The sequence below is a fragment of the Halorubrum ejinorense genome (assembly GCF_039522565.1).
Lineage (GTDB): Archaea > Halobacteriota > Halobacteria > Halobacteriales > Haloferacaceae > Halorubrum > Halorubrum ejinorense.
The window spans coordinates 62734-84180 of record NZ_BAAADQ010000001.1 but is presented as its reverse complement, the minus strand read 5'-3'; the positions used below and the strand labels follow the sequence as shown (position 1 = coordinate 84180).

The 21447-nt window shown below is 71.4% G+C and carries 22 protein-coding genes; 17 read left to right on the top strand and 5 right to left on the bottom strand.

Annotated features, from left to right (window positions below):
• Positions 1–40 precede the first annotated feature (40 nt).
• From ABDZ89_RS00445 to ABDZ89_RS00410, 8 genes are all read left to right on the top strand, one after another.
• Entirely contained in the window at positions 41–265 is a 225-nt protein-coding gene (locus ABDZ89_RS00445) for a hypothetical protein (RefSeq protein ID WP_343775458.1), read from the top strand.
• A gap of 62 nt (positions 266–327) precedes the next feature.
• A complete protein-coding gene (locus ABDZ89_RS00440) occupies positions 328–474 on the top strand; it encodes a hypothetical protein (RefSeq protein WP_343775456.1) in 147 nt (48 codons plus the stop codon).
• Between the two features lie 426 nt (positions 475–900).
• Positions 901–1176: a PadR family transcriptional regulator gene (locus ABDZ89_RS00435; RefSeq protein ID WP_004597247.1), complete on the top strand. Its 276-nt coding sequence runs from the start codon at positions 901–903 to the stop codon at positions 1174–1176.
• A 188-nt stretch (positions 1177–1364) separates the two neighbouring features.
• Positions 1365–2690, top strand: coding sequence for a Glu-tRNA(Gln) amidotransferase subunit GatD (gatD, locus tag ABDZ89_RS00430; protein WP_343775453.1), 1326 nt, complete (start codon positions 1365–1367; stop codon positions 2688–2690).
• A complete protein-coding gene (locus ABDZ89_RS00425; RefSeq protein WP_343775450.1) occupies positions 2687–3796 on the top strand; it encodes a GNAT family N-acetyltransferase in 1110 nt (369 codons plus the stop codon). Before gatD ends, ABDZ89_RS00425 begins: the two co-directional genes overlap by 4 nt.
• Before the next feature lie 55 nt (positions 3797–3851).
• Complete coding sequence (locus tag ABDZ89_RS00420) at positions 3852–4064, top strand: hypothetical protein (RefSeq protein WP_343775447.1); 213 nt, start codon at positions 3852–3854, stop codon at positions 4062–4064.
• Between the two features lie 73 nt (positions 4065–4137).
• Positions 4138–4989, top strand: a complete 852-nt coding sequence (locus tag ABDZ89_RS00415) for an SDR family oxidoreductase (protein ID WP_343775445.1) — start codon at positions 4138–4140, stop codon at positions 4987–4989.
• Positions 4990–5066: 77 nt separating this feature from the next.
• Positions 5067–5333 carry a hypothetical protein gene (locus tag ABDZ89_RS00410; protein WP_343775443.1) on the top strand — a complete coding sequence of 89 codons (267 nt, stop codon included), beginning with the start codon at positions 5067–5069 and terminating at the stop codon, positions 5331–5333.
• A gap of 64 nt (positions 5334–5397) precedes the next feature.
• Here ABDZ89_RS00410 and ABDZ89_RS00405 read toward each other — a convergent pair whose 3' ends face one another.
• Positions 5398–5598, bottom strand: a complete 201-nt coding sequence (locus ABDZ89_RS00405) for a hypothetical protein (protein ID WP_343775441.1) — start codon at positions 5596–5598, stop codon at positions 5398–5400.
• Between the two features lie 103 nt (positions 5599–5701).
• On the opposite strand from ABDZ89_RS00405, the gene ABDZ89_RS00400 reads away from it, so the two are divergent.
• Positions 5702–6991 carry a DUF6498-containing protein gene (locus ABDZ89_RS00400; protein ID WP_343775439.1) on the top strand — a complete coding sequence of 430 codons (1290 nt, stop codon included), beginning with the start codon at positions 5702–5704 and terminating at the stop codon, positions 6989–6991.
• Between the two features lie 6 nt (positions 6992–6997).
• Here the strand turns inward: ABDZ89_RS00400 and ABDZ89_RS00395 are convergent, their stop codons facing one another.
• Positions 6998–7525, bottom strand: coding sequence for an HPP family protein (locus ABDZ89_RS00395; RefSeq protein WP_343775437.1), 528 nt, complete (start codon positions 7523–7525; stop codon positions 6998–7000).
• A 112-nt stretch (positions 7526–7637) separates the two neighbouring features.
• On the opposite strand from ABDZ89_RS00395, the gene ABDZ89_RS00390 reads away from it, so the two are divergent.
• Positions 7638–8648: an A24 family peptidase gene (locus tag ABDZ89_RS00390; protein WP_343775435.1), complete on the top strand. Its 1011-nt coding sequence runs from the start codon at positions 7638–7640 to the stop codon at positions 8646–8648.
• A 39-nt stretch (positions 8649–8687) separates the two neighbouring features.
• Here the strand turns inward: ABDZ89_RS00390 and dnaG are convergent, their stop codons facing one another.
• On the bottom strand, positions 8688–10277 hold the full coding sequence (dnaG, locus tag ABDZ89_RS00385) for a DNA primase DnaG (RefSeq protein WP_343775433.1): 1590 nt from the start codon (positions 10275–10277) through the stop codon (positions 8688–8690).
• Between the two features lie 176 nt (positions 10278–10453).
• On the opposite strand from dnaG, the gene ABDZ89_RS00380 reads away from it, so the two are divergent.
• The 5 genes from ABDZ89_RS00380 (at position 10454) to ABDZ89_RS00360 (ending at position 14366) form a co-directional block, all read left to right on the top strand.
• Entirely contained in the window at positions 10454–10708 is a 255-nt protein-coding gene (locus ABDZ89_RS00380) for a DUF3311 domain-containing protein (RefSeq protein WP_343775431.1), read from the top strand.
• Positions 10705–12189, top strand: a complete 1485-nt coding sequence (locus ABDZ89_RS00375) for a sodium:solute symporter family protein (RefSeq protein ID WP_343775429.1) — start codon at positions 10705–10707, stop codon at positions 12187–12189. Before ABDZ89_RS00380 ends, ABDZ89_RS00375 begins: the two co-directional genes overlap by 4 nt.
• 99 nt (positions 12190–12288) lie before the next feature.
• A complete protein-coding gene (locus ABDZ89_RS00370; RefSeq protein ID WP_343775427.1) occupies positions 12289–12753 on the top strand; it encodes a hypothetical protein in 465 nt (154 codons plus the stop codon).
• A 211-nt stretch (positions 12754–12964) separates the two neighbouring features.
• Complete coding sequence (locus ABDZ89_RS00365) at positions 12965–13822, top strand: YqcI/YcgG family protein (protein WP_343775424.1); 858 nt, start codon at positions 12965–12967, stop codon at positions 13820–13822.
• On the top strand, positions 13815–14366 hold the full coding sequence (locus tag ABDZ89_RS00360; protein WP_343775421.1) for a cysteine hydrolase family protein: 552 nt from the start codon (positions 13815–13817) through the stop codon (positions 14364–14366). Before ABDZ89_RS00365 ends, ABDZ89_RS00360 begins: the two co-directional genes overlap by 8 nt.
• Positions 14367–14400: 34 nt before the next feature.
• Here ABDZ89_RS00360 and ABDZ89_RS00355 read toward each other — a convergent pair whose 3' ends face one another.
• Positions 14401–15876 carry an MATE family efflux transporter gene (locus tag ABDZ89_RS00355; protein WP_343775418.1) on the bottom strand — a complete coding sequence of 492 codons (1476 nt, stop codon included), beginning with the start codon at positions 15874–15876 and terminating at the stop codon, positions 14401–14403.
• 248 nt (positions 15877–16124) lie between these two features.
• Here ABDZ89_RS00355 and ABDZ89_RS00350 point away from each other — a divergent pair, with 248 nt between their 5' ends.
• Both ABDZ89_RS00350 and ABDZ89_RS00345 read left to right on the top strand, forming a co-directional pair.
• Positions 16125–17594: a HEAT repeat domain-containing protein gene (locus ABDZ89_RS00350; protein ID WP_343775416.1), complete on the top strand. Its 1470-nt coding sequence runs from the start codon at positions 16125–16127 to the stop codon at positions 17592–17594.
• Between the two features lie 85 nt (positions 17595–17679).
• A complete protein-coding gene (locus tag ABDZ89_RS00345) occupies positions 17680–19416 on the top strand; it encodes a phospholipase D-like domain-containing protein (protein ID WP_343775414.1) in 1737 nt (578 codons plus the stop codon).
• Between the two features lie 24 nt (positions 19417–19440).
• Here the strand turns inward: ABDZ89_RS00345 and han are convergent, their stop codons facing one another.
• Positions 19441–21381, bottom strand: a complete 1941-nt coding sequence (gene han, locus ABDZ89_RS00340; RefSeq protein ID WP_343775412.1) for a Hef-associated nuclease — start codon at positions 21379–21381, stop codon at positions 19441–19443.
• Positions 21382–21447 lie beyond the last annotated feature (66 nt).

Genomic DNA, 21447 nt, shown 5'->3' with positions numbered 1-21447 from the left:
TTTGCCCGCCGGGATCGTCCGCCTCACACGGCTGATCCCCATGCTCGACGAGATATTCGACGTGCTCATCGGCGAGGTAGCCAAGCTGGTCCCCGACGTCGTGTGGGGCGCCGTGTTCCTGATAACCGGCGCCCTGACGGCGATGATCGGCGTGGCGATGGTACTCGAAACGACGACGCTCGACGGGTCGGTGCGTCTCGGCGGCGTCCTGACCGCCGTCGGCGTATTGCTAACAGCCGGCGTGCTCGTCGCGTGGTACCGATAACTCTCAACCGCCCCGATCCCCTCGGCCACAACACTATCGGGGACGGCTCCGTATCACTTCACATGCGCTCCGAAGAGGAGATCAGAGAGCAGTACGAGTTCCTCCGCGAGCAGTTAGCGGACGAGGAAATGAATCACCGCGGCGTCGAGGAGCTGTTCACTCACTACAAGCGCGCGCTCGGCTGGGTGTTAGAAGAAGAACACATGTGAGCGGCGTACGACACGTTTATCACTCCCGACGGTGTATCGTCGGGTGACGCTTCGTCTGGAGGGCCGAAGCGTCAGCGGGGACCAATTGGCAGGCCCGACGCGGCTTTTTTCCGCGTCGGGCGTGCCTTCTTCCGATACTCGACCAGGTAGCGACGGCTTATCGCTCGTCGCGTCGTTCGACCGCGCGCCGCGCGCCTTCGGTGACCGGCCCCGACACACGCGTACTGACCGCCGACTCGACACACATATCTCAGTTGAGAGTAACAACCTCAGACCGCCGAAGACGGCCCCGCTCTCCCGTGACAGTTGCGGAGTTGACAGAACGAACCCGTCTGTTACGACGACGCACAACCCGCTGTTTGGTCGTACGGAGACTGATATAACGGTATATTTATTTATTCTCGAAAGGTATGTCTCGACAGTTGTATGTACGACCTCACAGGTTTCCAGCGTGACCTGCTCTACGTGATCGCGGGGCTCGACGAGCCGCACGGGCTCGCTATCAAAGAGGAACTCGAAGAGTACTACGAGAAGGAAATTCACCACGGCCGCCTCTACCCGAACCTCGACACGCTCGTCGAGAAGGGACTCGTCGAGAAGGGCCAACGCGACCGCCGCACCAACTACTACACGCTGACCCGTCGCGGCCGCCGCGAGATCGAGGCGCGCACCGACTGGGAAGCGGAGTACATCGAGCACTGACGCGGCCGGCCGCCACCCCCGCACCCAGCCGATAGCCGCCGGCTCGGCTGTCCCCCCTTCTCTGTTTCCCGTTCCCGCACCGTCGTCGCGTCCTCAAAGCGCCTCGCTCGACCGCTCCGTTTCGGCCGCGTCCGCCGAACCGACCGCGAACGGTTGGATTCAAGTCCGCCCCGGCGGAACCCGGTCGTATGCAACCGGGAGATCGCGTCCGCGTCGAGCGCGGGGGCGTCACCAACGAGGGCGTACTGCTCCCCTCCACGACGCGCGACCACCTCGTCGTCAAACTCGACGGCGGCTACAACGTCGGCGTCGACCGCGAGGCGGCCGACGTCGAGGTAGTCGAGTCCGGCGTCCGCGAGGTAGACCCCGCGGCGGAGACCGACGACGCGGGCGACGCGACCTCCGAGATCACCTTCGACGACGACCTGCCGACGGTCTCGCTCATCTCGACCGGCGGGACCATCGCCTCCACCGTCGACTACCGGACCGGCGCCGTCACGGCGCAGTTCGACGCCGAGGACGTCCTCCGGGCCGTCCCGGAGCTCGCCGGCCGCGCGAACTACCGCGGTCGAGTCGTCGCGAACATCCTCTCGGAGAACATGGATCCGTCCATCTGGCGCGAGCTCGCCGAGGCGGTCGCCGAGGAGGTCGAGGCGGGCGCCGACGGCGTCGTCGTGATGCACGGCACCGACACGATGCAGTACTCCGCGTCCGCGCTCTCCTTCATGCTCGACTCGCCGGTGCCGGTCGTGTTCACGGGGAGCCAGCGCTCCGCGGACCGCCCCTCCTCCGACAACGTGATGAACGCGGTCTGCGCGGTCGAGGCCGCGAAGGCCGACCACGCCGAGACGCTGGTCTGTATGCACGCGGCCCCCTCCGACGACGCCTGCGCGCTCCACCGCGGCACGCGCGTCCGCAAGAACCACACGTCCCGCCGGGACGCGTTCGAGACGGTCGGTGCCCGACCGCTCGGACTGGTCCACTACGAGGCCGCCGCCGAGGCGGGCGCCGACGGCGACGCCGCCGACGCCGCGATCGAGTGGCGCCGCGAGCCGCTCCCGCGGGGCGGAACCGACGGGAGCGACGAGGGCGCCGACACGGCCGACGCCGTCGGCGTCGCACCCGACCTCGACGGCGACGTCGAACTCGTCAAGTTCACGCCCGGGATGGACCCCGCCGCGTGGGACTACCTCGACGACAAGGACGGCGTCGTGATCGAGGGCACCGGGCTCGGCCACGTCCACACGGACCTGATCCCGCGGATCGAGGAACTCGTCGACGGCGGGACCGTCGTCGCGATGACGAGCCAGTGTCTCGAGGGGCGGGTCTGCGACCGCGTGTACGACACCGGCCGCGACCTGCTCGACGCCGGCGTCGTCGAGGCGGGCGACACCCTCCCGGGGACCGCGAAGGTGAAGCTGATGTGGGCGCTCGCGAACCGGTCGGACCCGGCCGACGCGATGCGCCGCGACCTCGCCGGCGAGCTGACGGCGGAGTCGCAGCCGTGGCGATGAGCGGGTCGGGCGAGGAGGGGAGCGACTCGGGCGACGAGGCCGCCGCGACCCCCGACGCCGCGCCCTCCGGTCGCGATGTCGGGGTCGTCGTCCGCGAGGCCCGCCCGGCGGACGCCGACGCGGTCGCGGCGTTCACCGGCGACACGTGGGGCGAGCGCCACGAGGACTACATCCCGCGCGTCTTCGCCGACTGGGCCGAGTCGGACGACCCCGACCGCGGCACGTTCGTCGCGACGCTCCCGGCCGAGGCGGTCGACGCCGCCGGCCTCGACGGACGAGAGGCGGACGACACCCTCGCCGAGGGCGACGGGACCGGCGCCGCCGCGGCCGGCGAGCCCGAGGCTGTCGTCGGCTGTATCCAGGCCGTCTCGCTCTCCGAGTGGGAGGCGTGGGGGCAGGGGATCCGCGTCGACCCCGCCGCCCGCGGCCACGGCGTCGGGACCGCGCTCTCGGAGGCCGCGCTCGACTGGGGCCGGGAGCGCGGGGCGACCGTCTGTCGCAACATGGTGTTCTCGTGGAACGTCATGGGGCTCGGGCAGTCGCGCGCGGTCGGCTTCGAGCCCGAGACGGAGTTCCGGTTCGCGGAGCCGGAACCGGACGCGGGCGTCGACGACACGGCAGGAGCGAGCGACGCCGACCCGACGCCAGTCGGCGACGCCGACCCGAACGCGGCGTGGGCGTTCTGGACCGACAGCGACGCCCGCGACCACCTGCGTGGGCTCGCGCTCGACCCGAACGAGTCGTGGGCCTGCTCTGAACTCACCCGCGAGCGGCTGGCGACCGCGGCCGCCGACGGGCGGCTGATCGGGGTCGCCGACGCGGACGCGTTCGTCGGCTTCGCGGTCCGCACCCGCGTGTCGGAGCGAGAGGCCGACGGGGAGACGGTCCGGACCGCGACCTACGGCGTCGCCGCGTGGCGCGACGTCGACGCCGCGGGAACGCTGTACGACGCGGTCGCGGCCGACGCCGGGAGCGTCGACGCCGACGACGCCCGCGTGCTCATCCCCGAGACGGTCGAGCACGTGAGCGACACCGGCGCGAACCGCGTCGCCGTCGCGGGCGAGCCCGACTTCGTGATGCGCGCGGACCTGACCGGCGGCGAGTGAGCCGCCTCCGGTCCCGATCGAAGGGCTCACGGCGGTAGAGCCGAACCCGACTGCCATGAGCCTCTTCGGCGTCGCGCTCCCGTGGTCGCTCCCGCTCACGCTCGTGGTCTACGGGATCGTCCTCGCCGTCGCCGTCTGGATCTACCGCGACGCCAAGGCCCGCGGCAGCCGACACGCGCTCGGGTGGGCGGTCGCGACCGTCGTCTTCGCCATCGTCCCCGTCCTCCTCTACATGTACCTCCACCGCGACGTCGGACCGGCGCGCTGAGCCGCCCGGGTCGCCGCCGTCGTCCCGCGGTCCCGACACCGAGAATTATACCGCGGGTCTCCGAATGAGGACCATGGCACCTGCGGCACCCGATCTCTCGGGATCGACGGCCTTTATCACCGGCACGACTCGCGGCATCGGAAAGCAGCTCGCGCTCGCGCTCGCCGACCACGGCTGTAACGTCGTCTCGACGGGGAAGACGACGGACGACGACGACTCCGAACTCGCGGGGTCGATCGAGCAGACGGCCCGCGAGGTCCGCGACCGCGGCCCCGAGGCGCTCGCGCTCGAACTCGACCTCCGCGACGAGGACCGCGTCGAGGCGGTCGTCGAGGAGGCGATCGATCACTTCGGCGAGGTGGACATCGTCATCAACAACGCGAGCGCCATCCAGCTGGCGAACGTCGCCGACCTGTCGGGCGACCGGTTCGACCTCCTCACCGACGTGAACGTCCGCGGGACCCACCTCGTCGCGCACGAGTTCGCCGATCACCTCGCCGACCTCGACGAGGCGTGGCTCCTGTCGAACTCCCCGCCGGTCGTGACCGACCGCTCGCCCGGCAAGGCGCCGTACGCGTGGTCGAAGCTCGGGATGTCGTTCATCACGCTCTCGCTCGCCGAGGAGCTGGCCGGCGAGGGCGTCGGCTGTAACACGTTCTGGCCGGTGACCGCCGTCGACACCCGCGCGACCCGTTACTTCGGCCTCGGGACCGAAGACGACTGGCGCACCCCGGAGATCGTCTCCGACGCGGTGCTCGAAATCCTCTCCCGCGATCCGGCGGCGTGTACGGGTAACAGCTTCTACGACGAGGACCTGCTCCGCGAGGCGGGCGTCACCGACTTCTCCGCGTACAACCTCACCGACGGCGACCCGGTGCCGATGTCGGCGCAGATGTTCGACCCCTCGTTCGAACGCGAGGCCTGACCCCTCGCGGCCGTCGCCGAGGCCTCTCGTTCGAAGCGGCCGAAAGCATTTGTCCCCGGCCGTCGCCACGTGTCGCCATGGCCAGTGACGGAGAGCCCTGGGTGTCCCGTTGGATCGTCGCCGCGACGGTCGCGACCGCGCTCTTCACCGCGGTCGGCTACGCCGTCGGCCTCCCGTACGTGAACCACGCCGCCGGCGTCGCCGCCGCGGGCGCGACGTACGTGCTGTACCGGTGGGGCCAGCACCGAGAGTCCCCCTCGGAGCGGAGCGAGGACTCCGACAGACGGCGCCGCGAACGGGAGACGGAGGCCGAGGCCGGGAGCTACGGCGGCGGCGGAGCCTGATTCACGGCAGTCACGAACCGCGAACGAGCTCTCGCGCCCGAATCCGGGCCCGCCCCCGCTCCGCTCAGTCGAAGGCGTACGCCGCAAGTCCGAGTCCCACGATCCCGGCGCCGACCCCGCCGACGCCGGCGAGGGTGCGGTAGGCGCCCAGCCGCGCGCCCCCGAGGAACTGGACGGTCACCGCGGCGACGGCGAGTGCGATAACGACGGCGACGACGAGGATCGCGACGACCGCGAGCCACCCGAGACCGGACCCTCTCCGCATACTCACGCGTCGGTCCGCGAGCGACAACTTTCTTTCCCCCCGTCGCCGGACGGCTCTCGAGGTTCCAGACCGCTTATGTGTAGCGACCCGGAACGACCGACGGATGCCCTCCGCCCGCTCGCCCGCTCGGCTGCGTGCGCTCGGTCGCGGCCTCGCTCGCGGTCGCCGGCCGCGCGCCCTCTCTGTGGCGCTCGCCACCCTGCTCCCGCTCGTCGGCGTCGTCTCGCTCGGCTGGAACGCCGCGGCGCTGATGACGCTCTACTGGTTCGAACTCGGGATCGCCTCCGGGTGGGCGCTCGTCCGCGCGCTGTTCGCCGGCCGCCCGTCCGAAATCGACCGTCAGGGGCTGGTCCTCGGTCCGCTCGCGCAGCGACGGGTCGGGCTGTCGGTCCCGTGGACCGGCGTCGAGGTCCGGCTCTCGTCGCTGCTCGTCCTCCCGGTCGCCGCGCCGATCCTCGCGGTCGTCTGGACGGTCGTCGGCACGCTCACGGTCGGCGTCGTCGCCGACGGCGGGCTGGCGCCCGAGGCGCTCGACACCGTGACGCTCGCGGTGATCGCCGTCTTCGTCGGAGAGGGGGTCACGACGCTCGTCGAGTACTTCGGTCGCGGCGAGTACCGCGACCACAGCGCCCAGACGGCGATTCAAGGGGTGTTCGCTCAGGGTGCGGCGATCTTCCTCGGCGCGCTGTTCACCGTCACGATCGTCGCCGCGGGAACGCTGGAGGACGACACGCCGATCTCCGCGCTCGACCCGGACGCGATCGGGCTCCCCCTCCTGCTCGGCATCGTCGCGGTGAAGTTCGCCTTCGACCTCGCGAGCCTGTACGGCGACCGGCTGGCCGCGTTCGACGAGTCGTCGGCACTCGATCTGGGGTTCTCCCACGAGCCGCCCGCCCCGCAGCCGGCCGACGGTTCGCTCGCGGGGGCGGTCCGGACCGTCCGCCAGCCCCGCCGCGCTCGCCTCGCGGGAGCGTTGACGACGCCGCTCGGTCACCCCGGACTGTGGTACTTAGCCGCCCTCCCCGCGCTCGGCGCCGCGCTGTTCGCGCTCGGCGGCGAGTGGGGAACCGTCGCCGCCCTCCTCGCCGTCGCGGTCGCGCTCCCGCTCGCCCTCGCCGCGCTCGACCACGAACTCCGGTACGGGCTGGTCACGTACCGCGTCGGCGACGACGCGCTCGTCGCCCGGGACCGGCCGTTCGGCGTCGACCTGTGGCGGGTCGAGCCGTGGGACGAGACGGGCCTCCGGGTGGAACGCGGTCGGCTCGACCGGCGGCTCGGAACCGAGACCGTCGTGATCGAACTCCGCGACGACGAGTACCGCATTCCGGGGCTCGCCGACTCGGAACCGCTCCTCGACGTCTTCGAGCGGGCGCCGGACCGACCCGACGAGTGACCGCGATCAGTCGCGCGCGTCGTCCCGACCGTACAGGGGGTGCGTGTCTCCCGCGAGCCGCTTGAACGCGAGGATGATGCCGGCGTGGAAGGCGACGAGGACGGTCACGCTCGCGACGATGATCGCCACCTCGGCCGGCGTCGAGAGGAGCCCGAGCGACACGATGAGCGTCGTGGCACACGCCGGGGGGTGGACCGTCCCGGTCGCGATCATCGCCCAGCTGGTCGCCACGAGCGAGACGACCGCGCTCGCGGTCAGCCGGAGGCCCGCGGGGGAGAACGCGGTGAGCGTGGCCGTCAGCGCGGCCCCGTCCGCGACGACCGTCCACGCGACGATCCCCGCGAGCCCTCCGATGAGGTGGCTTCCGACCACGCGGACGGCCCGCTCGCGCTCGCTCCGCCGGTCGAACGCGAGGACGAACGCCGACGGGCCGAGGCTGGGAAAGACGAACGGCCGACCGGTCGCCCACGCGACGGTGCCGAGGACGGTGAACAACAGCCCCGCGTAGAGGCTCGTGCCGAGGCGACGGCGCATTGCGACCGGGTCGGCGGTCGACCCACAAAAGCCCCGGCGAACTAGCCGAGAAAATATCGATCGCGATACCCGAACCCGAACGCCTAATGCGGGCGCCGTCGGCCGTGGAGACATGTTCGCGACGCTGCCGGACGTCCTCCGACTGCTCGTCGTCCCCGTGTTCGCGTGGGCGGCGCTCCGGGACGTCCGGACCCGGCGCCTCCCGAACCGACTGTGGCCGCCGCTGTACCTGCTCGGTGCGGTCCTCCTCCTCGCCGAGGCCGTCTCGCTGTGGCCGTTCGCGGGGTTCGACGGGCGGATATTCCTCGTCCGGGCGGCGATCAGCCTCCTGTTCGTCGCGCCGCTCGGGTACGCCTTCTGGTACCTCGGCGCGTTCGGCGGCGCCGACGCCAAGGCGATGATCGCGCTCGCGGTGCTTTTCCCGACGTTCCCGACCTACGAAGTCGGCGGTCTCCTCTTCCCGCTCGTCGACACCGACATCGGCGTGTTCTCCCTGACGATCCTCACGAACACGGTGCTGATCGGCCTCGCCTACCCGGTCGGCCTCGCCGCGCTCAACCTCGTCCGCGGCGAGGTCTCGTCGAACATGTTCTTCGCGCGGCCGGTCGCGACCGACTCGCTGCCCGACCGACACGGTCGACTGTTCGAGGACCCGGACGGGCCGACCCGGAACGGCCTCGATCTGGACGCGCTCCGGATGTACCTCCGCTGGCGGGGCCTCGCGCTGGCGGACCTGCGAGGCGACCCCGACGGACTCTCCGACCCCGACTCGGTCGGCGAGACGTTCGATCCGACCGACGGCGGGACCCACGTCGGCCCGCGGACCGACGGCGGAACCGCGGTCGACGCCCGGACCGGCGGCGACGCGGACGGAAAGCCCGGCTCTCGTCGAGAGTTCGACGACCCCTGGGCGGCCGAGCGCTTCCTCGGCGACATCGACCACGGCGCCTACGGCACCGACGCCGCGACGCTCCGCGACGGCCTCGACGTCGTCGCCAGCGAGGACCGCGTGCTGGTCTCGCCGGGCATGCCGTTCGTCGTCCCGATGGCCGTCGGACTCGTCGTCTCCCTCTCGTACGGCGACGCGCTGTTCGCGCTGCTCGGCGCCGTCGGACTGGTCTGAGTAGCGGCGGGCCGCGGCGGTCGGGCTCGCCGCCCCGACTCAGTTTTCGGGCCCGATGTCCGCGGCGGCGAGGACGCGCGTTCCGACGGGCCGTTTCACGAACTCGCCGAGGTCGCGGCCGACCAGCCGCCCGACCCCGCGCTGGGCCGCCACGTCGAGCAGCCGCTGATCGACGGTCCCGTCGACGACGACCGCGTGCGGCGCGGTCCCGGCGCCGTCCAGCGCGTCGAACGCGTCCGCGGCGTCGACCTCGTCGAGGACCTCGAACTCGTCGCCGAGGAACCGAGCGCGTCCGGTCCCGCCGTCGACGACCTCGCGGACGTGCGCCCCGATCGATCGCGGCTCGTCGGCGTCGGCGGCTCCGTCGCCTTCGGACTCGCTACCCGGCGCCGCGCTCGATTCGTCGTTCGAGCCGGCGGAGTCCACGCTCGACCCGTCGTCTCCCGTCGTCGAGTCGCTCACCGCGCTCGATCCGGACTCGCCGTCGGTCGGTTCCGACTCCGATTCGTCGATCGGTTCCGGTTCGGGCTCGTCGGCCGACGGTGCCTCGGGGTCGGCTGATTCGGCGGGTTCGTCCGTCGAGTCGACGGCCGTCGACTCGGCCGCGGGACCCGGGGTCCCGCTCGGTTCGGTCGCCGAGGGATCGGTCGGAACCGCTCCCCCGTCGCCCACGCGGGCGACCGAGCCGCCCCGGCCGTCGTCGCCGGACTCGTCGTCGCCGTTCGCGTGCCCCGGGCGGACGCTCCCGTCGCCCGCGGTCGCGTCCCTCGCGTCCGTTCCGTCGTCGGCCTCCTCGTCGCTCGCGGCCGCTCGGAGGTCGGCGGCGTCCGCGAGGCTGGCGTACGGGACCTTCCCGCGGAGCGCCTCGAAGACGGCGTCGCGGCCGAGGTCCTCGACGGACTCGCCGGGCGGCGCGAACGCGACGTAGTCGACCTCGCCGACCTGCGAGAGCTCGCGGAGGATGAGCTCGCCGCCACGGTCGCCGTCGAGGAACGCGGTGACCGTCCGCGACTCGGTGAGGTCGGCGACCGCCTCGGGGACGTTCGTGCCCTCGACCGCGACGGCGTTTTTGATCCCGCAGTCGAGCAGCGTCAGCACGTCCGCACGGCCCTCGACGACGATCACGGCGTCGGAGTCGCCGACGCGCGGTCCCGCGGGGAGCCCCCGGTAGTCGACGATGCCCTCGACGCGCGCGGCGTCGCGGACCTCGTCTAACACGTCGCTGCTGGCGAGGCTGGTCTCGTCGAAGCCGCCGGCGACCAGCTCCTTGGCGCGCTCGACGACTTCGCGGCGCTTGGCCGCCCGCACGTCTTCGATGCTCGTTATCTCCACGGAGGCGTGACAGGGACCGATCCGGTCGATCGTCTCCAAGGCGGCCGCCAGAATGGCGGTCTCGACCTTGTCGAGGCTCGACGCGACGGTGACTTCGCCGAACGACTGGCCGTTCTCGGACTCGACCGAGACGTCGATCCGACCGACGCGCGAGGACTCCTGGAGGTCCCGGAGGTCCAGCTCGTCCCCGAGTAACCCCTCCGTTTGCCCGAACACCGCGCCGACGACGTCGCTGCGCTCAACGACGCCGTCGGCCGCGATGGTGGCGTGTATCAGGTATTTTTCTGTGTCTTTCATGATGGGTGAATGGTGATATCGGGCGGCAGAAGCCGCCCACGTTACGTTTCGTCCCTCGGGGAAAATAGCTATCGCCACGCCCTCCGTCGGCGTTCATTGAAGAAAAATATTCTCCAATTATGTCTATCGAATCTATTCGATACTGACTAGTGTCTATAGATATTCTACTACGTTACATGACGCGTTTACGGAGCGATCTCGTCTGGATACCGACGTTCGCAATACTGGTCGCGTTCGCCGTCCCGTGGCCGCTGTGGGGCGTCGACCGCGTCGTCGCGGGGCTGCCGGTGTGGATCTGGTGGCACGTGGCCTGGCTCGGCCTGTGTACGGTCCTGTTCGCGCTGTTCGTCCGGAGCGGCGCGTGGGAGCGCGGGATGGGCCAGCGCCCCGGTTCCGGCGCGACCGCCGACCTGGAGGGTGATCGGCCGTGACGCTCGGCCTCTCGCTCGGCATCGTCGTCGGCTACCTCGCCGTCGCGCTCGCGCTCGGCCTCGTCGCATACCGCGTCTCGGAGACGACCGCGGAGGACTACTACCTCGCGAGCCGGTCGATCGGCACGCTCGTGCTGTTGTTCACGACGTTCGCCACCCTGCTGTCCGCGTTCACGTTCTTCGGCGGGCCGAACCTGGCGTACCGGGCCGGTCCGGAGTGGCTGATCGTGATGGGCACCCTCGACGGCGTGCTGTTCGCCGTGCTGTGGTACGTGATCGGCTACAAGCAGTGGCTCATCGGCGCCCGCAACGGCTACGTGACGCTCGGCGAGATGCTCGGCGACCGGTTCGGCTCGACCGGGTTGCGCGCGCTGGTCGCGGGCGTGAGCCTCCTCTGGCTGTTCCCGTACGTGATGCTCCAGCAGATGGGCGCCGGCGAGGCGCTCGTGGGGCTCACCGACGGCGCGGTTCCCTACTGGGGCGGCGCGGCGCTGATCACCGGGTTCATGATCCTCTACGTCACGGTCGCCGGCCTCCGCGGCGTGGCGTGGACGGACACGCTCCAGGGGCTGTTCATGCTCTCCGTCGTCTGGATCGCCGCCGCGTGGGTCGTCTCGGCGCTCGGCGGCGTCGGCGCCGCGACCGAGGGGATGCTGGCCGCCCGGCCCGAGTTCGGGAGCTTCGGCGGCGGGGCGTACACGCCCGGGTTCATCATCTCGACCGCGATCACCATCGCGTTCGGCGTGACGATGTTCCCCCAGATCAACCAGCGGTTCTTCGTCGCGAAGTCGGCCGCGACGCTGAAGCGGTCGTTCGCGCTCTGGCCCGTCCTCGTCCTCCTGCTGTTCCTCCCCGCGTTCATGCTCGGCGCGTGGGCGGCCGGGACCCCCATCCAGGTGCCCGAGGGCGCCAACGTGCTGCCGGTCGTGCTGAACGAGTACGCGCCCGCGTGGTTCACCGCGCTCGTCATCGCCGGCGCGATGGCCGCGATGATGTCCTCGTCGGACTCGATGCTGCTCTCGGGGTCGTCGTACTTCACCCGCGACCTGTACCGGCCCGTGGTGAACGCCGACGCCTCCGATCGGCGCGAGGCGTGGGTCGCACGGGTCGGCGTGGCGGCGTTCGCGGCGCTCGCGTTCGTCGCGAGCCTGTTCCGCCCCGGGACGCTGATCGAGGTCGGTGGTACCGCCTTCGCCGGATTCGCGCTCCTCGCGCTCCCGGTGATATCCGCGCTCTACTGGCAGCGGACGACGCGCACGGGAATGATCGTCGGCGTCGCTGTCCCGCAGGTCGTGTACCTCGCCGTGGTGCTCTCGGCGGTCGTCGACGCCGTCCCGACGCTGCCCCGCACCGTCGCCGGCGGGTGGGACGTGGCGCTCGGGCTGATGGCGCTTTCGGCGCTCCTCACCGTCGGCGTCTCGCTGCTCACCGCGCCGTCCGAGGAGGGCGACGCCTCGCGGTTCGCGGTCGCGAGCGACTGAGTCCCGCCCCGGTATTGCTCGACTACCATCGGTAATCTGTACTTGATCCACATACGTCTATATTTTATACTTAGAACGCGTCATATGTTCAGGAATACTATGACACGCATTTCTCTCATCTTCGTCGCCGCCATCCTCCTCGTGAGCGCGCTGGCCGGCGGTGCGGTCGCCCAGACCGACGACGGCGACGACCTGTACGAATCGCTCGAAGAGATGGTCCCGGCGTACAACGCGAACGCGGACGCCGTCGACCTCGGACCGATCAACCTCGCCGGAACGACCAACGTCTACATTCAGGACGGCGACTCCGAGGCGGTGTACTCGCTCACCATGGACGATCGGAACCGCATCACCGCGCTCGAAGACAGCCGTAGCGAGGACGCCGTCCGGAAGATAACGACCGACCGCGCGACGCTGGCCGGTATCGCCGCGGCCGACAATCCCGCGGCCGCGTTCCGCGACGCCGTCGCCAACGACGACATCGTGATCAGCGGCGAGGACGGACAGGTCGTCGAGGGCGTCAAGTGGGCCGTGGTCAACTTCTTCAAGGGGTTCTTCCTCTGAGTTCGGTCCGCTGACAGCGACTGACGGGTTGCCGTCGACGGCTTCGATCAGCGCGGGCGATAACATCGATCAGCACGGTCGATGACATCGATCAGCACGGCTGACGATCCCTCTCCGTTACCGGTCAATCACCGCGAAATACTCGTCTCCGTCGTTCCGACCGCACGGGTATCGGCGAAAGCCAAAAGCCGGTCTATCCCCGACTCATCGTATGAACGAGCCAGGGACCGAGGGCGTGCTGTTGGACCAAGAGACGCTCCGCGGTCGGCTCGACGACGCGCCGGCGTGGCTCCGAGACCACTACCGGACCTTCCGCGAGTCGATGCTCGGCGAGCGCGACGGCTCGCCGTTCCCCTGTTACTTCGGCATCGAGGTCGAGCGCGAGGGCGACCTGCTGTACGCCGCCTGCGAGTCGACGACGGACCCGGCCGCGCTGTTGCGCCTGCGCGACACGCTCCTCGAGTACCTCGACACCTACGAGGACCACGCCGACCGCGCGCCGCTCGCCGTCTTCTTCAAGCCGCCCGAAGGCGACCGCGGCGAGGCGCACTACCACGAGCGCCTCTGGCACGTCTTGGAGTTCCTCCACGTCCACGACCCCGAGCCGTGGCCCGAGGACATTCCCACGGACCCGGACACGCCGCGCTGGGAGTTCTGTTTCGGCGGCGAACCGCTGTTCCCGACCTCGCGCGCTCCGTTCTACGACGACCGGAAGAGCCGATACTCGCCGGTCGGGCTAGAGATCACCTTCCAGCCGCGAGCGGTGTTCGAGGGGCTCACCGCCGACACCGACGCGGGCGAGCAGGCCCGCGAGACCATCCGCGGCCGGATGAGCGACTACGACGGCGTCTGCCCCCACGCCGACCTCGGCGACTGGGGCGCCGAGGGCGACCGCGAGTGGAAGCAGTACCTGTTCCGCGAGGACGCCGCCGCGAGCCCGGACGCCTGTCCGCTCGACCCGACCCGCGACCACCCGAAGGCGCCGGCTCCCCTGCTCGAACCGGGCGCGTGGCGCCGGTTCGCGAGCGACCCCGACGCGACCCACACCGAGGGGCTGGGCGATGACTGACGACGCCGTCCTCCTCCTGATCGACTTCCAGACCGGCTTCGACGAGCCGGGGTGGGGCGAGCGCAACAACCCCGGCGCCGAGGCGGTCGCCGCGGCGCTCCTCGACCGCTGGCGCGCCGACGGCCGACCGGTCGCGCACGTGCGACACGCCTCGACCGAACCGGACTCGCCGCTGCGCCCGGACGCCCCCGGCTTCGCGTGGAAACCGGCGACCGCGCCCCTCGACGGCGAGGCCACCTTCGAGAAGTCGGTCAACGGCGCGTTCCTCGACAGCGGGCTCGACGCGTGGCTCCGCGAGGCGGGCCACGAGTCGCTCGTCGTCTGCGGGCTCACCACCGATCACTGCGTCTCGACCACGACCCGCGAGGCCGAGAACCGCGGCTACGACGTGCGACTCGTCTCCGACGCGACCGCGACGCACGCCCGCGAGGCCCCCGACGGCGAGCGGATCGGCCCGGAGACCTCCCACCGCGTCGCGCTCGCCCACCTGAACGGCGAGTTCGCGACGGTCGTCGAGAGCGACGACCTGCTCGGCGAGCGCTGACCGCGAGTAGCCCTCCGCGATCCGGATCGCCCGGTCAGTCGCCGTCCGCCGCCTCCGCGGCTCCGCTCCCGCCTCCGCCGCCGCTCGCGCGCTCGGCGGCGTTCGCGAACATGCCGCGTCGCGTCGTGTACAGGAAGTACCCGCCCAGCCCGGCGAAGCCGGCGACGTTCGAGACCGCGACGGCCCAGAAGACGGCCTCGACGCCCCAGCCCAGCCCGGGCGCCACGGTGACGCCGAGCGCGCCGAACGTCGTCGCGACCGGGACGGCCGCGACCGCGACGGGGAACCGGATCGCCCAGTACTTGATCAGGTCGGCGACGAAGGAGGTCCGCGTTCGAGAGGCGCCGTTGAAGCCGGCAAGCAGCGTGTACGTGCCGCCGAGCGCCCAGTAGGTGGCGCCGAGAATTCGGAGGTACGTCACCGCGAGGTCCCGCCCGGTCGCGGAGAGGTCTGGCGCGAGCAGGTCGGCGATACCGCCGGCGAACAGGAACTGAACGGCGCCGAGCGCGAGGAAGCCGACGACCACCTGCGCGGTGCCGACGGTCGTCGTCCGCCGAGCGCGCGCGGGTGCGCCGGCGCCGAGGTTCTGCCCGATCATCGACTGGGCCGCCTGCTGGATCCCGAGCGCCGGGACGACGGCGAGCGTCGCGACTCGCGCGCCGACCGTGTACGCGGCGACGCCCGGCGCGCCGCCGGCGATAGCCACGAGACCGACGACGAACACCCGGACTAACTCGCTCACGCCGCGCTGCCCGCCGAGCGGGAGGCCGACCGAGACGACCTCGCGGACGGTGTCGGCGTCGAACGCGAGCGCGTCCCGCGTGAGTCGGAAGGTGTCGCGGCCGATCCCCGCCGCGTACCCGAGGATCCACAGGAGGCCCGCGACGCCGGCCAAAACGGTGCCGAGCGCGGCGCCGGCGACGCCGAGCTCCGGGGCGGGACCGACGCCGAAGATCAGCGTCGGGGCGGCGACGAGGTTGACGAGGACGCTGACGAGGCTCACGTGGAACACCGCCCGAGTGTCGCCGTACGCGGTGAAGCAGTTCTCGACGGTGTCCCCGACCGCGCCGACGGGGAGGACGGCGATCACGATCGCGAGGTACGTGGCGGTCGTGCCGGCGAGCGCGGGGTCGGCCCCGAGGAGCGCGACCAGCTCCTCGGCGTAGACGACCACAGGGAGCGCGACCGCCGCCGTCACCGCGAGCGCGACGAGGGCGCCGTTGACCGCCACGCGCCGCGCGCCCGCCTCGTCGTCCTCGCCGGCGCGCTGCGCGACGATGATCTGGGTGCCGACCGCGCCGACCACGACCGTCGCGCCGAGCAGTGACTGGATCGGGAGGCTGAGGCCGACGGCCGCGACCGCGTCCTCGCCGACCCGCCCGAGCCAGAACGTGTCGATCAGCGCGTTGGCGACGTACACGAGGTTCTGGGCCACGAGCGGCGCGGCGAGGACGAGCAACACTCGCCCGACGGGGCCGTCGGTGAGCGCCTCGCGGTCGACGTCGAACATCGAATCGTTCCGGTATTAGGCGGCGGTAATAAAAGCGTGCTGGTCGTGAACACAACTCCCGCGGTGAGCGCCCTCACTCGTCTCTCGGGACGCCCGCGTCCCGCGGTTCGCGCGGTGTCCGCGTCGAGCGTTCGGGGCGTGCTCCCGTCGCCCGCTTCCCACAGGACGCTGTCTTCCGGCCTCGTACGCGGCCGCCCGCCGCCCGCGAAGGGAAACCTCTTAATGGACTACCGCGGAGTTTGTGGTATATGAGCAACGGCGACGACGACCCGGCCGAGGCCGACGACGGGGCCGACGCCGCGGACGACGGCGGGGACGCCGGCGGGCAGGCGGAGACGGCCGCCCCGACGCTCCCCGAGGACGTGACCGAGGAATCCCTGAACGAGTACCTCGACGAGATCGCGGACCGGCTCGACGCGGCCGAGACGGAGGCCGACCTCGACGACGTGGAGGCGCTCTTAGACGACGCGGCGGACGCCATCGAGGAGGCCGACCTCCCCGAGCCCGACGAGGACGACGAGGACGCCGACGACCCCCGCGGCGACCTCGAAGCCCGCGTCGAGGAGCTCCGCGAGGGCGTCGACGAGGCCCGCGGCCCCTACGGCGACGACGTCGTGGACGCCGTCGAGACCGCCGCCGGAACGATCGGCGACACCGAGTGGACCGCGGCCGGCCACGACGACGTCGCCGACGCGGTCCGGGCCTTCCTCGACGCGGCCGCCGACGCGGTCGAGTCCGACGCCGCGGACGCCGCCGACCGCCTCGAAGACGCCGACGACGCGCTGGACGAGCCGGCGGACGACGAGTCCGAAACCGCGGAGTCGGCCGACGACGAGCCGGCCGCGGCGACCGAGGCCGTTCCGATCGATCGGCTCGTCTCGGCGCTCGACGCCGCCGCCGGCGCGGTCGCCGACGCCGACTTAGACGCGGACGCTGACGCCGACGTGATCGCCGCGCTGCTTGACGCGACCGACGACCTGGAGGCCGGCCTCGACGACGCCGAGGAGTGGGACGACCTCGAAACTCACGAACAGCTCCGAGCGCAGGGGTACTACGACGTGCTCGGCCACTACAAGGACTTCCCCGTCGAGTGGGCCGCCCTGAAGGAACACGAGGCGCGCGGCAACGTCGACATGATCCTCCTCGCGCTCGACTCGCTCCAGTCGGACTTCATGGAGCGCCACTGCCTGGAGGCGTTCGAGCGGATGGGCAAACGCGGGAAAACCGAGGCGTCGGTCGAGGAGATGCTCGGCCGCGCCGAGAAGCGCAGCCAGCCCGCGATCCGGATCCTCGGGAAGATGGCCGCCGCGGAGGCGACCGAGACGCTCGTCGAGTACGTGCCGGAGGACTCGAACCCGCAGCTCCAGAAGGTCGTGTTCAAGGCGCTCGGCGAGATCGGCGCCGCGGAGGCCGTCCAGCCCCTCGCCGACCAGCTCGACCCCGACGGCGACACCGAGGACCTGGTCCGGCCCCACGCCGCCCGCGCGCTCGGACTGATCGGCGACACTCGCGCCGTCGCGCCGCTCACCGACGCGCTCGAAGACGACCCGTCCGACGACGTCCGCGCCGCCGCCGGCTGGGCGCTCCGCCAGATCGGCACCCGCGAGGCGCTCGAGGCCGTCGCCGGCCACGCCGACGAACACTCCTTTATCGTCTCGACCGAGGGCGAGAAGGCGCAGCGCGCGCTCGACGAGGCCGAACCCGCGGCGACTGCCTGACCGGCGCTCTCCCTTCCCGACCGCGACGGATCTCCCTCCACGCCGACCGCGAACCCTTTTGTGCGATGTCGGAGCCACGCTCTCCGTGTCGTCCAGTCGTCCGCGTCGCTCGTCCGATGTCGCGGTCCGCCGTCCGTTCCGCACGGCGGTGCTCGTCCTGCTGATCGCGGCGGGAACCCTCGCCCTCCCTCCGATCGCGGTCGCCGGCGGCGGTTCGGTCGTGCCGACCGAGGCCCCGTCGACGGCCGGAGTGGCCTCGCCGAACGAATCGGTTCCGCCCGACGCCGCCGGCGAGCCGCGGATCGTCGAACTGTACCCGAACCCGACGACCGAGGAGAACCGCGGCGAGTACCTCGTCGTCTCCCTGCCCGAACGGGGGAACTGGTCGCTCTCCGACGGCTACTACGACGCCGCGATTCCGGCGAACGCGAGCGGCACGGTAGTTCTCTCGGCGGACCCGAACTGGACCAAGTCCATCCTCGCGTTCGCCGGGACGGGCGTCGGCGCGACCGACGCGCGCTCGGTCCGCCGCCTCGGCGACTACTTTCCGCTGTCGGCCTCCGGGGACCGAATCGAACTCCGACGGAACGGGAGCGTCGTCGACGTCGTCGCCTACGACCGGGCTTGGGAGGCGCACCGCTGGCGCGCCGACTGGGGCGAGTGGCGACCGCGCGGCTACCGACCGCGCTCGCCCCGGTCGACCGAGGACGCCGCCGTGACGCCGTTCGTCCTCCCCGACAGCCCCGGGGTTCCGATCGAACCCCTCCGGACCGCGGACGACCGCCTCTACGTCGCCGGCTACACGCTGACGTCGGAGCGGGTCGCGGCCGCGCTCGTCGTCGCCGCCGACCGCGGGGTCGACGTGCGCGTGCTGATTGAGGGGTCGCCGGTCGGCGGGTTCCCCGCCCCGAGCGCGCGGCTGCTCGACGGGCTGACGGCCGCCGGGGTCGACGTGCGGGTCCTCGACGGCGCCGCCGAGCGGTTCCGCTTCCACCACCCGAAGTACGCGGTGGCGGACGACCGCGCCGTCGTGCTCACCGAGAACTGGAAGCGGTCCGGCACGGGCGGCCGGAGCAACCGCGGCTGGGGCGTGCTCGTCGGGCCCGGCGGCGCCGAGCGGAACGCGACCGTCGCCGACGACCTCGCCGCGCTGTTCCGGAACGACTTCGCGGCGCACGACGCCCGCCCGTGGCGCGGGTTTCGCGCCGACACCGAGTTCCACGACGGCGGCCGGGCGAACGGCTCGTACCCGACGCGGTTCGCGGCGCCGACGGACCCGACGGCGGCGAACGTGACCGTGCTGACCGCGCCCGGCAACGCCGCCGACCGGATCGTCGCCCGTATCGACGCGGCCGACGAGCGGGTGTTGGCCATCGTGCCGCGCGTGGGCGGTCCGGACGACCGGATCGTCCGCGCGCTCCGTCGGGCGGCCGACCGCGGGGTCGACGTCCACCTGTTGCTCTCGGACGCGTGGTACGACTACGAGGCGAACCGTGCGCTGGCGGAGAACCTCTCCGCCGAACCGATCGCGGTCGACCTCGCCGCGCCGCGCGGCCGCTACGGGAAGGTCCACGCGAAGGGGCTCGTCGTCGACGACACGGCGGTCGTCGGGAGCCTCAACTGGAACCCGAGCGCGCGGACGGAGAACAGAGAGGTGTTACTCGCGGTCGAGAGCGAGTCCGTCGCCGACTTCTACGCTCGCGCGTACGCGGCCGACTGGCGCGGCGGCGGCGTTCACCTGCCGGTCGGACTCGTCGTCGGGTTCGCCGTCGCGCTCGCGGGAGCCGGAGTCGTCGCTCGGCGGGCGATCGCGTTCGAGTGAAAGCGAGCCGACCGGGCGGCGCGGTCAGTCGTCGAGCGCGATGGTCGACGAGAGCGCCTCGTCGATCTCGGCGCTCGCCATCTTCTCGACGAGCGCCTCGATGACCTCGCTCCGGCGGCCCTTCACGAACTTGATCGAGCCGACGACCAGGTGACCGCCGCCGGAGACGCCGGCCTCGGGCAGCTCGTCGTTCAGCTCGGTCACCATGTTCGGGATGTCGAGCCGCACGCCGTCGGACCGGAGCACGCAGAAGTCCGGACCGTAGCCGATGGTGATGACGGGGTCGCCCGTCTCCTTCACGCGGGCGTCGTGGAGCTCGCCGGTCGTCTTCCCCGGCGCGGGGTAGGTGAACCGGTGAGCGTACTCGTCTAAGTCGATCCGGTAGAGGTGCGCCCCGGAGGCGAGCCGCTCGTGTTCCACGTGGTCGTCGACGGCGTCGAGCTGGCGGTCCACGTCGCGCTCGGCGCGCTCGGAGAGGAACTCGACGAGCTCCTCGTGTCGCTGTTCGTCGTCACAGCCGACGTTCAGGGCGTCGTTGACCAGCGTCTTCCCCTCGGAGTAGCGGAGCCAGTGGGCGGCGTAGTCGAGCGCCTCGCCGATGTCGAGGAGGTCGGACTCGTCGTACCCGGCCCCCTCGGCCAGCGCGACGTAGTCGTCCATCGCCTCCGCCTTCGAGCGGTCGGACAGGCCGGCGACCGCCGGCACGTGTTCGAGCTCCTCGGTGAGCGACGGGTCGATGAGGCGGGCGAGCTCAACGCACATCATCCCGGTGGTGACCCGGTAGTCCTCGCCGTGGAGGTAGGGGTTGACGTGGGCGTCGAGCAGCGGCTCCACGGCCTCCGGATCGGGATGGTGGTGGTCGACGGCCGCGATGGGGATGTCGTAGTGCGCGAGGTTCTCGTAGGCCGGCACGTCCTCCTCGGTCGACCCGTTGTCTACCATTAGCAGGAAGGGGAGCTTCTGCCCGTGGCGGGCGCGCCCTTCCAGCGCGAAGTTCAGGTCGCGGGTCACGTCTTCCATCTCGTAGTAGGGCGCCTTGCTCGGGAGCCGCTTGAACAGGTGTCGCGGCGCGTCGGCGTCCTCGTGGACCTGCTCGACGAAGTTCTCGACGGCGAGCTGGACCGGAATCGCGGCGCACATGCCGTCGCCGTCCGCGTGGTGACGGACGCGCATCGGCCGGCCGGCGAGGACGGTCCGCCGGATCAGCCGCGCGAGTTCGCGGAGGTCCTCGTGGATCGGCTCGAACGCCTCCCACTCGACGAGCGGGTCGACGTCGGCCGGGGCGGCGCGCTCGTCGAGGGCGTCCTCGTAGCGCGACCGGGCCTCGGCGGCGCGCTCGTCGGGCAGCCGCGCCAGCGAGTCGACTTCCAGCTGGAGCGCGTTCTCGCGGCTCTCGATCGTTCCCGAGACGTGGACCATGTCGCCGACCTCGACCTCCGGGTACGCCCGGACGCCGGCCGACTCGAAGGCGGCACAGGAGAGGACGCCCGAGGCGTCCGCGACGGCGAATATCGTCGGCCCGCCGGTCTGTTTCGCCTGAACGACTTCGCCCTCGACGGTCACCTCGTCGCCCGGGGTGAGTCCGCGCACCCGGGAGACGGTCGGTTCGTGGGCGACGGTCTCGGTCCGGTAGTCGTCGGGGGTCACGTCGTCGAACGCCACGTCGCCGTTCTCTTTCACCTCGGTGAGGCGGACGACGAGCCGGTCGCCGACCGCGTACTCGCCGTCGAGGTTCGACTCGTGAACGAGACCGCTCACGGCGTCGGAGAGGTCCACGAAGACGCCGTAGTCGACGACGCCGTTGACCTCGGCGTGGTAGAGGGCGTCGACCTCGGCGTCTTCGAGCGTGCAGTCCGGTGCCAGATCGTAGACGACCTCGCCGGTCGCCCCCTCCGCCCCATTGGCGTCGAGTTCGGGGCTCGAATCGCCCCGCGTGCCGGAATCCCCGGCGGTGTTTTCGCTCATGGGAATATCATCCGCGAGGGGCGGAGTTAAGCCTGTTCTCTCGGCGCTCGGAGCGCCGACGCTCCC

Bases quoted from the DNA above. Each gene is read 5' to 3' on its own strand.
- ABDZ89_RS00445 (WP_343775458.1), top strand. From the start codon at position 41: ATGCTCGACGAGATATTCGACGTGCTCATCGGCGAGGTAGCCAAGCTG.
- ABDZ89_RS00440 (WP_343775456.1), top strand. From the start codon at position 328: ATGCGCTCCGAAGAGGAGATCAGAGAGCAGTACGAGTTCCTCCGCGAG.
- ABDZ89_RS00435 (WP_004597247.1), top strand. From the start codon at position 901: ATGTACGACCTCACAGGTTTCCAGCGTGACCTGCTCTACGTGATCGCG.
- gatD (WP_343775453.1), top strand. From the start codon at position 1,365: ATGCAACCGGGAGATCGCGTCCGCGTCGAGCGCGGGGGCGTCACCAAC.
- ABDZ89_RS00425 (WP_343775450.1), top strand. From the start codon at position 2,687: ATGAGCGGGTCGGGCGAGGAGGGGAGCGACTCGGGCGACGAGGCCGCC.
- ABDZ89_RS00420 (WP_343775447.1), top strand. From the start codon at position 3,852: ATGAGCCTCTTCGGCGTCGCGCTCCCGTGGTCGCTCCCGCTCACGCTC.
- ABDZ89_RS00415 (WP_343775445.1), top strand. From the start codon at position 4,138: ATGGCACCTGCGGCACCCGATCTCTCGGGATCGACGGCCTTTATCACC.
- ABDZ89_RS00410 (WP_343775443.1), top strand. From the start codon at position 5,067: ATGGCCAGTGACGGAGAGCCCTGGGTGTCCCGTTGGATCGTCGCCGCG.
- ABDZ89_RS00405 (WP_343775441.1), bottom strand. From the start codon at position 5,598: ATGCGGAGAGGGTCCGGTCTCGGGTGGCTCGCGGTCGTCGCGATCCTC.
- ABDZ89_RS00400 (WP_343775439.1), top strand. From the start codon at position 5,702: ATGCCCTCCGCCCGCTCGCCCGCTCGGCTGCGTGCGCTCGGTCGCGGC.
- ABDZ89_RS00395 (WP_343775437.1), bottom strand. From the start codon at position 7,525: ATGCGCCGTCGCCTCGGCACGAGCCTCTACGCGGGGCTGTTGTTCACC.
- ABDZ89_RS00390 (WP_343775435.1), top strand. From the start codon at position 7,638: ATGTTCGCGACGCTGCCGGACGTCCTCCGACTGCTCGTCGTCCCCGTG.
- dnaG (WP_343775433.1), bottom strand. From the start codon at position 10,277: ATGAAAGACACAGAAAAATACCTGATACACGCCACCATCGCGGCCGAC.
- ABDZ89_RS00380 (WP_343775431.1), top strand. From the start codon at position 10,454: ATGACGCGTTTACGGAGCGATCTCGTCTGGATACCGACGTTCGCAATA.
- ABDZ89_RS00370 (WP_343775427.1), top strand. From the start codon at position 12,289: ATGACACGCATTTCTCTCATCTTCGTCGCCGCCATCCTCCTCGTGAGC.
- ABDZ89_RS00365 (WP_343775424.1), top strand. From the start codon at position 12,965: ATGAACGAGCCAGGGACCGAGGGCGTGCTGTTGGACCAAGAGACGCTC.
- ABDZ89_RS00360 (WP_343775421.1), top strand. From the start codon at position 13,815: ATGACTGACGACGCCGTCCTCCTCCTGATCGACTTCCAGACCGGCTTC.
- ABDZ89_RS00355 (WP_343775418.1), bottom strand. From the start codon at position 15,876: ATGTTCGACGTCGACCGCGAGGCGCTCACCGACGGCCCCGTCGGGCGA.
- ABDZ89_RS00350 (WP_343775416.1), top strand. From the start codon at position 16,125: ATGAGCAACGGCGACGACGACCCGGCCGAGGCCGACGACGGGGCCGAC.
- han (WP_343775412.1), bottom strand. From the start codon at position 21,381: ATGAGCGAAAACACCGCCGGGGATTCCGGCACGCGGGGCGATTCGAGC.